Genomic DNA, 13,102 nt, shown 5'->3' on the forward strand with positions numbered 1-13,102 from the left:
ATCGAGGTCAGGACTGCATCTGCGATTCCGCGAGGAGCACATGCCATTGGTTGTCCATGGCCTGCTTGATTCGGTGGTCCCGCGCGATGGCTTCTCTGAACCAGGCGATGGTGGCGGGCGCCATAGCCAGGATCTGGTTGTAGTTGAGGGCGGCCGGGTTCATGCCAAACAGCAGTCCGGTCTTGAGAAGGGTGCCCGAGGTCGCGATGGTATGGCCGAGCAGGAGCATGGAGGTGAGTTTGGCGTGCTCCAGCTTCCGTTGCGCGGCGGTGCCCCCGGTGGCAAAGCTGTTGAGAAGCCAGTAGCCACGGATGACGGAGGACACGACGGCTGGCGTGATGCCCATCGTGAAGAAATGGCGCAGGTCGTAGCCGTTCGTATACATGTAGCGGGCGACGTCGGTCCAAGGCACCTTGACGCCCGAAGGGCCCAACGCGAACGGCGACTCAACCTGGCCGAGTTGAAGCAGGCTGAACAACGGGGGTTGCAGGCCGGCAGGGGTGTAGACGTCCGAGAGCAGGTGGCGCACCTGAGTGAGCAGAGCGCTGATCAGACCGACCGGCGTGGCATTGACCGCGACCTGAACCAGTTGCCCCGTCTTGTCGATATAGGTGCCGGTCCCGTGCATGAGATCCGCCACGCCGACGAGGAAACCCATGGCCGGATCGTGGCCGAGGCTCTGGAGTCGATGGGTATGCGGCCGCATGCCGCTGACCAATCCGTTGGTGGCCTTGGTGGTGGCGGCGTCGTACGGCACTTTGGCCAGCTTCTCGAACCTTTTGAAGTAATGGTCGTGGATGCCCCGTGCGCGGTCACCGTCCTGGAGCCACTTGGTGAGGGGCGATCCCGAATACTTCCTGCCGAGGAAGGTGGAATCCTGCGGGATGCGGACGAGGATGACGTCCAGAAGGGACGCTAAGGCTCCGGCGGCCAGGACGACCGCCCAGTCGGCCTTGTTCCAACTGACGTCGCCGTGCTCCTCGCCGTAGCTGCGCAGGCTGCGAGCTATCTGGCTGGTGGGAAGAACCTGCTGGAGCGGGTCCTGGGTCAGGTCGATGCCCAACAGATCCAAGCGGGCTTCAGCAAGCCTGACGAGCTGACCGAAGTCGTCGTCAGCCGGCACGACGGGCACGAAGTAACGCGGGCGAATCGGTGTCTCGACATTCACGGCTGCTGGTGGACTCGACTCGGAGCCTTTGGCCGGCACGACGGCACCCATAGCGAGGAGACGTGCGCGTGCGGCGTCGAACTCGGATTCGATCGAGTCCAAGGAGTCGCTGAGCCGAAGTTCCCGTTCGAGGACATCCCGGAGGTCGAATTCCACCTGGTCGAACAATCCCCGAAGGTCGGTCAGCGTGACGGCTTGGTAAGCCACGACCGTGGCAGCAGCCGAAAGCTGGTCATCCGGCACGGAGCGGCTCCCGCCGTTCGAAGGCCTCCTGACTCGTCTGAAGATTCACCAGGGCCAGTTCGAAGGCGGCCAGCTCGGCCCGGAGCGTGGTAAGCCGCTGTTCGTTCCTCATGGACTGCGCAAGTGAGGCATCCATCCGGTGGGCCAGGCCAGCGATGTCGTCGGTGATCTCGGCTATCACCTGCTGGTGATTCTTGATGACTTGCTGAATCAGATGCTCGCGCCGCTTCTCGCGTTCGCGCTCGTTGGTCGCCAACAGGAAGCGCGTGCCCTGATGGACCGCGACCCCGAGAATCACCACCGTGCCGATCCCAGTGACCATCGCGCTCAGACCCAGCAGGCCGCCAAACCCCAGCGCCGCCAGACCCGAGGTGATCCCCGCCCCGCCGAGGCCTGAAACGCTGCCGGCGAGACTGACGGCGCCGATCGGGGCACCGAAGGCAGCCGCCTTGGCAGCGATGTCCTTGGTGGTGGTCTCGAACTGGGTGGTCGTGATCTTTCCTGACGCGAAGTCCTCTTCGGTCGTCACCAGCCGTTCGGTTGCCTGGACAACCTTGTCGGCCGAATCGGTGAACACGAGCCGTGCGACAAGCACGATTCGCTCGCGTTCGACGTCTGCGGCGTGCCTGTCGGCACGCGAGATCCGCACCAGATCGCGCACCAGCAGCGTGAAGACCGGCTCGCGCTGATCGTCCGCGAGGAGGGAGTGCAATTCCCCGGCCAGTTGCACCGTCGCGTCGAGGTTGCCCGCGTCACGTTGCGCCCCGGTGATCTCACCGCGTAACTCCGAGCGAGCTTCGCCGTCAAGACCGATCGCCGACGCGAACAAGTACAGATTCGCGATCTCGCGAGGATCGAGAAGGCCGTCGACCAGCGCCAAACTCACCAACACCCGGCAGTAAATCAACCTCGCGTCGACGTCGAGCGTGGACACGTCAAACGAGTCGGCGCGGGTGCGGGCCGACCGCTCCGACAAGCTGTCCTTGACTCCCGCGGCCTTCGCCTTCACCAGCTCGGCGGACTGCTTCACTCTCCCGTGGGCATCGTCAGCAGCATCGGCGACAAATTGCCTCGCGACGCTCGTGGTGTCGGCAACCTTCCGTCCAGCGGCGCCGGCAACGCCCTTCAACCGTCCGAGCCCGACTTCAAGAGAGTCCACGCCAGCCCTTTCGCGTCTTGTGGCGAGAGGCTATCGGCACCCACCGACGAAAGACGACGTCCTTTCAGACGAGCTTGGCCCACGTCCTCATCCACGAAATGGCGATGGGTGGCATTGCGAGGCGACCCACGCACGTTGTAACGGTTGTCCGTTCCGGGTCAGCGATGTTCCTCAGTAGACGTACGGCCAACCGGTGGTGTCGTACGCGACCAGGTTGATGCCCAGCAGTGCGGCGCCGTTGTCGGCGTAGTAGTGGTAGACGAGCACGTCTCCGTCTGTGTCGGTGAGCACCGCCTGGTGGCCTGGGCCGTGGATGCTGCCGTGCCCGGCCAGCACCTCCGTGCCGCCGCCGGCGGTCATCGCCACTCCGTTTCGGTCCACGTACGGGCCTGTGACGTCGGCCGAACGACCGACCATCACGCGGTACGTGCTTGCCGCTCCCTGGCAGCAGCGGTCGAACGACACCCAGAGGTAGTAGTACGCGCCTCGTCGCGCGATGAAGGGTGCTTCGATCGCGCCGCCGTTGCGGCCCGCGATGCTCACCGTCGTGGTGCCGGAGCGCAGGCCCGTCGACGGGTTGAGCGCGATCATCTTGAGCCCCGACCAGAACGATCCGAAGCTCAGCCACCATCGGCCCGCGGCGTCGACCACCAGGTTGGGGTCGATGGCGTTGAAGGTGTCCGTCGGGCGGGACTCGACGACCAGGCCGGCGTGCGCCCACGTGCCCGAGGCGCCGGTGGTACTGGTCGCCAGGAAGATGGCCGACCGGTTGGAGCCGAAGGTGGACGCCGAGTAGTACATCCAGTAGCGGCCGTTGGCGTAGGTCAGGTCCGGTGCCCACAAGTTGCGGCTGCCGGCCGTGTAGGTCGTCGTCCAAGGGGCGCCGCCCGGGAACGCAGCGCCCGCGTTGCGGAACGCCGTGCGGTCCGTCGAGGTCTTCAGGCTGATGCCGTTGCCGGTGTGCGCGACCAGATATCCGCCGCTCGGCCGACGCACCATCGCCGGATCGTGAACGCTGACGTCGCCGGTCACCCGGCCCGGATTCGGGTACGCCACGGCCACGGCGGCGACGACCACGACGGCGAGGTGCGCGAGTGAGACCATGATGCCCACATCATAGACGTACGTCTATCCGCACGTGAAGCGCGGCTCCGCGAGGTAGGTCCAGGTGAACCTCTCGCGCTTGACCTCCTTGCCGGCCTTCTTGAAGACGCGGAACGCGTCCTGGGTGAAGCCCGGGATGCCGTTGGTCGCGATGCAGGTCGGGCTCTTCGGCAGCTTCGTCACCTTCGGGGTGGTGATGTTTCGCCGTGGGCCGTACTGGGTCGTCACGCTGTCCCAGACCTTCGTGCTGTACATCGACACCGTGATCGAGTCGGCGGTCCACGAGGTGTCGATGGCGATGCCGTACTCCGTGTCGTTCCGGAACTTCAGGTCCAGGTTCGGCCAGAAGATCGTCGACTCGATGACCGCGGGATAACGGTCGAAATAGTACGAGTGCGGCTTGTGCTCGATGTCCTCGAGCCCCGCGTAGTAGGCCGCGTTGAACAGGGTGGTGGTGAACTGCGAGGTGCCGCCGCCGACACCCGGCACGAGCTTGCCGTCGAGGATGACCGGCGCGTCCCGGTAGCCCTGCGCGTAGCCGCGCTCGCCCGTGCGCCCGTTGAGCGAGAACACGGCACCCGGCTTGACCAGCGCACCGTCGACCTCCTTGGCGGCCTGCACGATGTTCTGGCTGCGCGGCGCGGACAGGCCGCCGGTGAACCTCGTCGTGAACGTCGAGACGCGCTCCCTGATGCCGAGCTTGGCGATGTCGGCCGCGGTCGTCGCGGGCTTCGCGGTCACGAGCGTGCCGGCGACCGTGCGCCCGTCCCGCAGCGGCAGCACCTCCAGCAGCGCGGGGGTGAGCGCGCCGAGGTCGAGCTGCCGGCCCTCCGCGCCCTGCGTCACCCGGGGCTTTCCGCCCACGATCGAGACCTGCGCGTCCTTCGGCGCCACCTCGACCGCGCCGAGCGGGCCGGCCAGCGCGGCGCGTAGCTTCTTCGCGTCCAGGCCCGGCTCGATCCGGCCGGACTTGTCGGCGACCAGCCGCAGGCTCTTCGCGATCGCCGCCGGGGACACCGTCACGTCGCCCCGCTCGGTGGTCACGGTGACCGGGGCCGCGACCGCCGGCCGGGCGAACTCGGCGATCAGCTTGTCGACGTCGTCCGTCGAGGTCGCCGGGTGGATGTCGACGATCGGCACGACCACAGGGGCCTCGCCGAGCCAGCCGCTGCGCAGCGCGTCCGCCGACTTCTCCGCGTGCAGGCCACGCCCCGGCGCCGGATAGGTCGCCTTGGGCGTGGTGCCCGCGAACGTGATCGACGGCAGCTTCATCGCCCGCGAGTCCTTGCCGAGGGCCGCGCCCAGCACGTCGTGGAGCTTGCCCTCGTCGACCGTGACGACGGGGTCGAGCGCGTGCGAGCCGAACAGCAGGCTGACCGGGTCGGTGCTGCGCTCGATGGCCGCCGCGACGGTCGCCTCGACGTCGACCGCGAGCCCCACGTCGGCCGGGTTGATCTCGGCGTCACGCGAGCCCACCCGCACCGGCACCGGGGCGCCGAGGGTCTGCACCTTCCAGGCCAGCCCCGACGTGAGCGCGGCGACCGCCTCGGACCGGCTCTTGCCGCCGATGTCGACACCGAGGACCGACGTGCCACGCGGGACCTCACCGGCGTACGCGTAGGCGCCCGCGCCACCGATGGCGCCCAGCACGGCCGCGACGACGACGCCCGCCATGAACAGCCGCCGGCGCGGCGAACGCTTCTCGTCCAGGGCTGGCGCCGGGAACTGCACGGTCGGTGCGTCGCTGGCTCGCGGGTGCTGGCTCACACGCCACCTCGGGCTCGGCCGGGTCGGCCGACGGCCGACGGGCGCCCGGACGAACGCCCGTCGGGATGCTAGCGAGAAAGCCGCCGCACCGCCGCAACCGTCGAGCGTTCGTCGACGGCACGCACCAGAGATCGACGGCAGCGGGGCGCCTCGCACGGGCGTACCTTGGCGGTGTGCTCACACTGGAGATGCTCGGCGTGATCCACGGCCAGAGCGACCTGACGTGCCGCCCGTCGCCGGGTGAGCCCGAGGTCACCCGGTGACGGTGGTGATCGGCCCACCCGATCCGATCGACGTGCCCGGGAAACGGGTCTTCCTCGGCGGTGCCATCGATCTGGGTGCGGCGCCGGACTGGCAGGCCGACGTCGTTCGGGCGCTGGCCGGTCACGACGGCCTGGTCCTGCTCAACCCCCGCCGGCCCGAGTTCGACCTTGCCGACCTCGACCACCAGATCCGCTGGGAGCTGCACGCCCTCGAGGCCGCCGACCTGATCCTCATGTGGTTCCCGGCGGGTTCGTCGGCACCCATCTCGCTGCTCGAGACCGGTCTGCACCTGCGGTCCGGGAGGCTCGTCCTCGGGGCCGACGAGACCTACGGCCGCCGGCGCAACCTCGAGATAACCGCCGAGGTGTACGGCGTACCGTTGCGAAATCGCCTCGACCAGCTGCTGGAAGACGTCGTTCGGGCGCTCTGATTCAGCGCGGGTTCAGCCCGGGTGGGCGAGGATGGTCTTTCCCGACCGCCCGGAGGAGCCCATGCGCGTGCTCGTCGTCGACGACGAGAAGCGGTTCGCCGCGTCCCTGCGGGCCGGACTGGTGGCGGAGGGCTTCGCGGTCGACCTCGCCCACGACGGCACCGACGGGCTGTGGCTGGCGCGCGAGAACACGTACGACGTGATGGTCCTCGACCTGATGTTGCCCGGAATGAACGGCTATCAGGTCTGCGCGACGCTGCGCGCCGAGCGCGACTGGACGCCGATCGTGATGCTCACCGCCAAGGACGGTGAGTGGGACCAGGTGGAAGGGCTCGACACCGGAGCCGACGACTACCTGACCAAGCCCTTCTCGTTCCCGGTGCTCGTGGCGCGCCTGCGTGCGGTGGCCCGGCGGGGCGCGCGCGAGCGACCCGCCACCCTCGAGGTCGGCGACATCCGGATCGACCCGGCCGCGCGGCGGGTGTGGCGTTCCGGCGTCGAGGTCGAGCTCACCGCCCGCGAGTTCGCGTTGCTCGCGTTCCTGGCCCGCCGCCCCGGCGACGTGGTCTCGAAACGGCAGATCCTCGACGGGGTGTGGGACGTCGACTTCGTCGGGGACCCCAACATCGTCGAGGTGTACGTCCGGCATCTGCGGAACAAGATCGGTCGGGAGGCGATCGAGACCCTGCGGGGTGCGGGGTACCGGCTGCGGAGGGACCGTGGCTGAGCTCTCGGTGCGGCTCCGGACGACGGCGGTAGCGGTGCTCGTGGTCGCGGTCGCCCTGCTGGTGGGCGCGGTCGCGCTCGTGGCGCTCGTGCGCGCGTCACTGCGGGACGGCCTGGAGACCACTGCCCAGCAGCGCGCCTCGGGTCTCGCCGAGCAGATCGCGGTCTCTGGCCTGCCGGCGGACGGGTCGGCGGACGGGCCGGCAGACGGGTCGGCGGACGACGAGCTCGACGAGCTCGTCTGGCAGGTGGCCGACGCCCGCGGCATTGTTCTGCGGTCGTCCCAACCTTTGCGCGAGCCGTTGCCCACGGAGGACGAGCGCTCGGCGACCGTCGAGGACGACCGCTATCTCGTGGTGACCTCCGACGCCGAGGACTACGTCGTCTCCGTGGCCGTCTCCCTCGAGGAGGTCGACGACTCGACGGACGCGCTGGTCACCCCGCTGCTGGTCGGCGTGCCGTCGCTCCTGCTGCTGGTCGGCGGCACCGTCTGGGTGGTGGCGGGCCGGGCGCTGGCACCGATCGAGCGCATCCGGCGCGAGGTCGAGGAGATCACCGGTGACCGGCTCGACCGGCGGGTGCCCGAGCCGCGCTCCCGCGACGAGGTCCACCGCATGGCCCGCACCATGAACCAGATGCTGGGCCGGCTGGAGGACGCGCGCGACCGCCAGCAGCGGTTCGTCGCCGACGCCTCCCACGAGCTCCGCTCGCCGCTGGCCTCCATCCGCCAGGTGGCCGAGGTGACCCGCGACCACCCGGGCGCCCTGCCCGAGGGTGAGCTCGCCGCGGCCGTGCTGGAGGAGTCGGCACGGATGCAGCGGCTCGTCGAGCAGCTGCTGCTGCTCACCCGGGGAGTCGCCCCGACGCGGCAGGATGTCGACCTGGACGACCTGGTGCTCGCGGAGGCTCGGCGCGTCGCCTGGTCCGGGCTCGAGGTCGACACGGCCGGCGTCGGGGCCGGGCGGGTGCGGGGCGATGCGACGTCGCTGGCCCAGGTCGTACGCAACCTCGTCGACAACGCCGCCCGGCACGCCGAGGGGCGGATGGCCGTGGCGGTGCGGGCGACGGACCGTGTGGTCGAGCTGGTGGTCGAGGACGACGGTCTCGGGGTGCCGGTGTCCGAGCGCGAGCGGATCTTCGAGCGGTTCGTGCGGCTCGACGAGGCGCGTACCCGGGATGCCGGCGGCAGTGGTCTCGGCCTGGCGATCGTGAAGGAGATCGTCACGGCCCACGGCGGAACGGTCGGGGCGTCGTCGTCGGCGGCGTTGGGCGGGGCGAGGTTCCTCGTCCGGCTCCCCAGCTGAAACGGACTTCAGGTGCATTCAGGTTGGTTTCAGGGACCTTCAGGCACGCTGCGTCTCATGAAGATTTCCAAGCGCGTTGTCATCTCCACCGTCGCGGCCGTCGTCGTCCTCGGGATCGGTGGGACGGTCTGGGCCACCACGGCGAGCGCCGATGTCGACGGCGGCGAGCGGGAGCGGGTCGCCAACGCGGCCACGCAGGCGGTCCCCGGGACCGTGCAGGACGTCGAGACCAGCGACGACCCCGGCGAGGCGTACGAGGTGGAGGTCCGCAAGGACGACGGCACCGAGGTGGACGTCGCCCTCGACAAGGACCTCAAGGTGATCGGCCAGGGATCCTCCGACAGCGACGGTCGCGTGCTCAGCGCTGCCGAGCGGGCATCGGCCGAGCAGGCGGCCCTGGCCGCGGTCGGCGGCGGCACGGTCACCTCGGTGGAGGCCGGCGACGAGGGTGAGGCGGCCTACGAGGTCGACGTCCGCGACGCCGCGAACGCCGAGTGGGACGTCGACCTCGACGCGGGATTCAAGGTGCTGAGCAAGACGGCCGACAACTGACCGGTGTGAGCAGGAGCGCCGGGGCGGCAGCCGGATGGCCACCGCCCCGGCCCGCGTCGTAGAGTCCCGCGGCGTGACCCTGGCTGTTGGATTCGGCGTGCTCGCGGCGTTCCTGTTCGCCGCCGCCGCCTCACTCCAGCAGCAGGCGGCGCAGTGGCACCAACCGGAGGACGACGGCCCGCACCGGCGCTCGGACGTTTTCGTGGGCCTGTGGCGGCTCATCCGGCGACTGGTCCGGGAGCCGCTGTGGCTGATCGGCTGGCTCACCAACCTGGGCGGCTTCGGCGCTCAGGCGATCGCGCTGCGGTTCGGGTCGGTCGCGCTGGTCCAGCCGCTGCTGGTCACGCAGTTGCTGTTCGCGCTGCCGATGGCGGCCGCGTGGCAACGACGCCGCCCCGGCCGACGGGACTGGACAGCCGGAATCCTGATCTGCGGCGGCCTGGCCACCTTCTTCGCGGTGCGCGGGATCGCACCGCAGGACGGCGAGCCCAACCGGTCCCACGTGCTGCTGGGCTGCATCGTCGCGGCGGCCGCGGTGCTGTTGATCCTGCCCCTGAGCGAAGGCCGCCCGCGCCTGGTCCGCGCCACCATGATCGCGATCGCGGCGGGCATCTGCTACGCGATCAGCGCCGCGATGATCAAACTGACGACGGACGACCTGCTGGTACGCGGCGTGCTGGCGACGGCCCGGGACTGGCCGGGCTACCTGCTGGCGGTCTCCACGGTCAGCGGCCTGATCCTGGGCCAGGGCGCCCTGGCAGCGGGCTCACTGCCGTCAGCGGTCGCCGCGATGTCCATCACGAACCCGGTGGCCAGCTATCTCCTGGGCGTCTACGCGTTCGCGGTCTCGCCGCCCAGCACCGCCGGAGCCCTGCTCGGCCTGGCGGTCGCGGGCACCCTCATCGCCTTGGGAGCCATCGGGCTGGCCCACTCACCGTTGGTCCGTACTCCCCGACCCGTTCTGAGCTGACACCGGCAACCTCGACGCCTACTGCCTCCGTCCCAACTACATGGGGTGGAGATGAACCGCATGACGGCCGCGGACGAGGCGTCGTTCCGCGACTACGTCAGCGCACGGATGCCAACCTGGCGGCGCACCGCCTACCTGATGTGCCGCGACTGGCACCTGGCCGACGACCTGGTGGGCACGGTGCTGGGCAGGCTCTACCGGCGCTGGCGCCGCCGTTCGGAGATCAATGACGTCGATGCCTACGTCAACGGGATGCTGGCGCGTGCGGTCGTCGACGAGACGCGCCGGCCGTGGCGTCGCGAGCACCTGGTCGACGAGTTCCCGGCCGACGGCACGGTCGACGCCGCCGACGCGGGACACAGTGGACGTTGTCATCGGCCGGGCGCGGCGCAGGCTCGCGCTCCAGCGCCTCGGAGCGGCCGCCGGCGGGATCGTGATCGTCGAAGCGGGCGGTTTCGCGGTCGCGTCCAGGCCGGGAACGCCGGTCACTCCCGTGATGACGGCGACGCCCACCTCAGCGTCGCCCAGCCCCCGCCCTCCGGTTCCCTCGATCTTGCGCGGAGCCGAATCCCATGAACGCCCCACGCACGCCATCGCTCGCCTGAGATCCGCCATTCCGCAGGCGATCCGCGACGCCGTCCCGGGTGTGCACCTCGCTGGTGATCCCACCGTCATTCGGCGGAACGTGCCTGCCACTCCGACCGGGCCGGCGGCACCTATCCGGCCAGGTTCTTCTACGACATGCCGACGCCGCTGGGCGTTGAGGTGGCGGGCAGGCGGGGCAACATCAGCGTCTCCCTGGAGCGCCTGATCGCGGACTCCTGCGACATGCGGGTCGACCGGCCGGACGGATCCATGGTGAGCATCTACCTGGAGAGCCCGGCGGGCGCGGTGTTGACCGTCGAGCAGGTGCTGGCCATCGCCGTCGACACCCGGGTCTCGTTCTACCCCTGACCCGTTCCATCAAGGCCGGACTGCCGGGTTCCAGATCCTGTCGTTCCGAGGACCGGTCCTCAGGAGCCTGGCCGCACCAGGCCGGTCTCGTAGGCCAGCACCGCCGCCTGGACGCGGTCGCGCAGGTCGAGCTTGGTCAGGATGGCCGAGACGTGGGTCTTGACCGTCGCCTGGGTGAGGAAGAGGCGCTCGGCGATCTCGGCGTTCGTCATGGCCCTCGCGACCAGCGTCAACACCTCCACCTCCCGGGCGGTCAGTGGTTCGAGGCGCCGATCCGGAGCCGAGCGCGCCGGCAGGCCGGTCGCGAACCGGTCCAGGAGGCGTCGGGTCACCGTCGGGGCGAGCAGGGCCTCGCCGCGGGCCACTACCCGCACCGCGTCCGCCAGGTCGGCCGGGCGGATGTCCTTCAGCAGGAAGCCGCTGGCTCCCGCCCGCAGTGCCGCGAACACCGGCTCGTCCAGGTCGAAGGTCGTGAGCATGACGACCCGGGCAAGGCTGCCCGCCGCCACAATCCGGCGGGTCGCCTCGATGCCGTCGAGGCGGGGCATCCGGACGTCCATCAGCACCACGTCGGGCTTGGCTTCGGCGGTCAGCGCTACCGCTTCCAGGCCGTCGGCGGCCTGACCGACCACCTCGATGTCGTCGCGGGCGCCGAGGATCATCGCGAAGCCGGCTCGGACCAGCTCCTGGTCGTCGGCGAGCAGGACGTTGACGGTCACGCGGGCGCTCCCAGGGGCAGGCTGGCCGAGACACGGAACCCGCCCTCGTGCAGCGGACCGGCGTCGAGGCTACCGCCGACCAGGCGGGCGCGTTCGCGCATGCCGGCCAGGCCCGCGCCGGAACCCCCACCGAACGCCGCCGGTACGCGGGCCGCGCCGGCCGTGCCGTCGTCGGTGATCTCGACGTGCAGCTCCGCGTCGGTCCAGCGCAACTGGACCTCGGCCCTGGTCGCGCGGGCGTGGCGCAGGGTGTTGGTCAGGGACTCCTGGACGATCCGATAGACCGACAGGCTCACGTCGGCCGGCACCGCGCGGGCCTCCCCCGCCCGGGTGACCGCCACCGGCAGCCCGACCGCGCCGAGCGACGCCGCCAGGGAGTCGAGCTGGTCCAGGCCCGGTTGCGGCGCCCTCGGCTCGGTGCCGTCCGGGCGCAGTGTCTGCAGCATCGCCCGCAGTTCGCCCAGGGCCGAGCGGCCCGCCTCCTGGATCGTGTCCAGGGCCGCCAGGGCCTGCTCGGGCCGCCGTGCGAAGACGTCGGCGGCCGCGCCGGCCTGCACCACCATCAGCGACACGTTGTGCGCGACCACGTCGTGCAGCTCCCGGGCCAGCCGGGCGCGCTCGTCCGAGACGATCCGGCGACGCTCCTGTTCGCGGCGGATGCAGCGGGACCGGTCGAGCTCGCCCCACGTCCAGCCGAGCAGCGACGCGAACACGGCGATGACCACCTCGCGCCAGCCGCCGTCGACGAGCTTCCACGGGGTCAGCGCGACCATCACGCCGAGCGCCCAGAGCGAGCGCCGCGGCGGCCGGATCCGGGCGTACGCGATCAGCGGACCCGCGGCCAGGCCCAGCCAGCCGACCTGCGGCGCGAACGCCTCGACGCCGATGCCCGCGGCGATCGCCAGGGTGATCGCCCACTCCGGCCGCCGCCCGATCAACAGGACGGACGCCGCCTGCGCGAGCCCGCAGGCCAGGGCCAGAGCGGTCGTCAGCGGTGTGGCGGGGCCGTCGGGCACCAGCAGGATCAGCACCGTCAGCACGACCGCGACCACGCCGGCCCAGGTCGCGCCGACCGCCCTCGGAGGAACCCGGGAAGACTTCATGCGCTTCACGGTAGGCGGCCGGCGGCAACGGGCCATCGGCCGCGAGACCGACTCCGTCGCCCGCGCGCATCCGTCCGCAGACGGAGATCGGGTCCCGTCCCGCGCCCGATCCGGGATGAGGCCCGCGCCACGGATCGTAGGTGCCGACAACGACACGACGAACCCGATCCGAGGAGAGCCCCATGACGACCACCACCATCACCGCCGCCGAATGCGCCCGCAAGCGCCGCCGCGCCCGTGGCCTCGCCGTGGTGGCGGCCGCCGCGGCCACCTTCACGGTCTGGACCGTCGCGCACCAGATCGCCGGCGTCGACCTGGTCGTCGACAACGGCGCCACCACCGTGACCCCAGCCGCCGTCGTCCTCGTGACGGTGCTCGCCGGCCTGGCCGGGTGGGGGCTGCTGGCTCTGCTCGAGCGGTTCACCAGCCGGGGCACGAGGACCTGGACGTGGATCGCCACGGCCTTCCTGGCGGTGTCGCTGCTCGGACCGCTCGGCTCGGCGGAAGGAGCCGGCGCGACGATCGCCCTGCTGGCGATGCACCTGGCGACCGGCGCGGTGCTGATCCCGATCATGGCCCGAAGTAACAAGAACGCCTGACCCCACAGTGAGCCGGCCGCGGGGCGACACCCGGGGCCGG

The 13,102-nt window shown here is 70.5% G+C and carries 14 protein-coding genes; 8 read left to right on the forward strand and 6 right to left on the reverse strand.

Annotation, left to right across the window (positions count from 1 at the left end; all coding sequences use genetic code 11):
• Positions 1 to 7 precede the first annotated feature (7 nt).
• The 4 genes from AB0J88_RS33340 to AB0J88_RS33355 all read right to left on the reverse strand — a co-directional run bounded on the left by AB0J88_RS33340 (position 8) and on the right by AB0J88_RS33355 (position 5,441).
• On the reverse strand, positions 8 to 1,411 hold the full coding sequence (locus AB0J88_RS33340; protein ID WP_364356788.1) for a hypothetical protein: 1,404 nt from the start codon (positions 1,409 to 1,411) through the stop codon (positions 8 to 10).
• Complete coding sequence (locus tag AB0J88_RS33345) at positions 1,401 to 2,570, reverse strand: TerB family tellurite resistance protein (protein ID WP_364356785.1); 1,170 nt, start codon at positions 2,568 to 2,570, stop codon at positions 1,401 to 1,403. Before AB0J88_RS33345 ends, AB0J88_RS33340 begins: the two co-directional genes overlap by 11 nt.
• Before the next feature lie 171 nt (positions 2,571 to 2,741).
• On the reverse strand, positions 2,742 to 3,674 hold the full coding sequence (locus tag AB0J88_RS33350; RefSeq protein ID WP_364356782.1) for an arabinan endo-1,5-alpha-L-arabinosidase: 933 nt from the start codon (positions 3,672 to 3,674) through the stop codon (positions 2,742 to 2,744).
• Between the two features lie 24 nt (positions 3,675 to 3,698).
• Positions 3,699 to 5,441 (reverse strand): VanW family protein, encoded by a 1,743-nt coding sequence (locus AB0J88_RS33355; RefSeq protein ID WP_364356779.1) that lies wholly within the window; start codon positions 5,439 to 5,441, stop codon positions 3,699 to 3,701.
• Between the two features lie 259 nt (positions 5,442 to 5,700).
• Here AB0J88_RS33355 and AB0J88_RS33360 point away from each other — a divergent pair, with 259 nt between their 5' ends.
• From AB0J88_RS33360 to AB0J88_RS33390, 7 genes are all read left to right on the forward strand, one after another.
• Positions 5,701 to 6,135 (forward strand): nucleoside 2-deoxyribosyltransferase domain-containing protein, encoded by a 435-nt coding sequence (locus AB0J88_RS33360; RefSeq protein WP_364356776.1) that lies wholly within the window; start codon positions 5,701 to 5,703, stop codon positions 6,133 to 6,135.
• Positions 6,136 to 6,196: 61 nt separating this feature from the next.
• A complete protein-coding gene (locus tag AB0J88_RS33365; RefSeq protein WP_364357403.1) occupies positions 6,197 to 6,862 on the forward strand; it encodes a response regulator transcription factor in 666 nt (221 codons plus the stop codon).
• The gene (locus AB0J88_RS33370) at positions 6,855 to 8,165 is read left to right on the forward strand and encodes an ATP-binding protein (protein ID WP_364356773.1); all 1,311 of its coding nucleotides are present in this window, start codon (positions 6,855 to 6,857) and stop codon (positions 8,163 to 8,165) included. The genes AB0J88_RS33365 and AB0J88_RS33370 overlap by 8 nt, the downstream gene beginning before the upstream one ends.
• Positions 8,166 to 8,222: 57 nt before the next feature.
• Complete coding sequence (locus AB0J88_RS33375; RefSeq protein ID WP_364356770.1) at positions 8,223 to 8,717, forward strand: PepSY domain-containing protein; 495 nt, start codon at positions 8,223 to 8,225, stop codon at positions 8,715 to 8,717.
• Positions 8,718 to 8,790: 73 nt separating this feature from the next.
• On the forward strand, positions 8,791 to 9,687 hold the full coding sequence (locus AB0J88_RS33380; RefSeq protein ID WP_364356767.1) for a DMT family transporter: 897 nt from the start codon (positions 8,791 to 8,793) through the stop codon (positions 9,685 to 9,687).
• A gap of 51 nt (positions 9,688 to 9,738) precedes the next feature.
• Positions 9,739 to 10,263: a hypothetical protein gene (locus tag AB0J88_RS33385; protein WP_364356764.1), complete on the forward strand. Its 525-nt coding sequence runs from the start codon at positions 9,739 to 9,741 to the stop codon at positions 10,261 to 10,263.
• A gap of 165 nt (positions 10,264 to 10,428) precedes the next feature.
• On the forward strand, positions 10,429 to 10,641 hold the full coding sequence (locus AB0J88_RS33390; RefSeq protein ID WP_364356761.1) for a hypothetical protein: 213 nt from the start codon (positions 10,429 to 10,431) through the stop codon (positions 10,639 to 10,641).
• Positions 10,642 to 10,700: 59 nt separating this feature from the next.
• On the opposite strand, the gene AB0J88_RS33395 is transcribed toward AB0J88_RS33390, so the two are convergent.
• Positions 10,701 to 11,360, reverse strand: a complete 660-nt coding sequence (locus AB0J88_RS33395) for a response regulator transcription factor (RefSeq protein ID WP_364356758.1) — start codon at positions 11,358 to 11,360, stop codon at positions 10,701 to 10,703.
• On the reverse strand, positions 11,357 to 12,463 hold the full coding sequence (locus tag AB0J88_RS33400) for a histidine kinase (RefSeq protein WP_364356755.1): 1,107 nt from the start codon (positions 12,461 to 12,463) through the stop codon (positions 11,357 to 11,359). The genes AB0J88_RS33395 and AB0J88_RS33400 overlap by 4 nt, the downstream gene beginning before the upstream one ends.
• Before the next feature lie 182 nt (positions 12,464 to 12,645).
• On the opposite strand from AB0J88_RS33400, the gene AB0J88_RS33405 reads away from it, so the two are divergent.
• A complete protein-coding gene (locus AB0J88_RS33405) occupies positions 12,646 to 13,062 on the forward strand; it encodes a DUF6069 family protein (protein ID WP_364356752.1) in 417 nt (138 codons plus the stop codon).
• Positions 13,063 to 13,102 lie beyond the last annotated feature (40 nt).

It is taken from the genome of Asanoa sp. NPDC049475, from assembly GCF_040676915.1.
GTDB lineage: Bacteria > Actinomycetota > Actinomycetes > Mycobacteriales > Micromonosporaceae > Asanoa.

Coding starts and splice junctions, on each gene's coding strand:
- AB0J88_RS33385 (WP_364356764.1), top strand. CDS start 9,739: ATGAACCGCATGACGGCCGCGGACGAGGCGTCGTTCCGCGACTACGTC.
- AB0J88_RS33400 (WP_364356755.1), bottom strand. CDS start 12,463: ATGAAGTCTTCCCGGGTTCCTCCGAGGGCGGTCGGCGCGACCTGGGCC.
- AB0J88_RS33375 (WP_364356770.1), top strand. CDS start 8,223: ATGAAGATTTCCAAGCGCGTTGTCATCTCCACCGTCGCGGCCGTCGTC.
- AB0J88_RS33405 (WP_364356752.1), top strand. CDS start 12,646: ATGACGACCACCACCATCACCGCCGCCGAATGCGCCCGCAAGCGCCGC.
- AB0J88_RS33350 (WP_364356782.1), bottom strand. CDS start 3,674: ATGGTCTCACTCGCGCACCTCGCCGTCGTGGTCGTCGCCGCCGTGGCC.
- AB0J88_RS33365 (WP_364357403.1), top strand. CDS start 6,197: ATGCGCGTGCTCGTCGTCGACGACGAGAAGCGGTTCGCCGCGTCCCTG.
- AB0J88_RS33390 (WP_364356761.1), top strand. CDS start 10,429: ATGCCGACGCCGCTGGGCGTTGAGGTGGCGGGCAGGCGGGGCAACATC.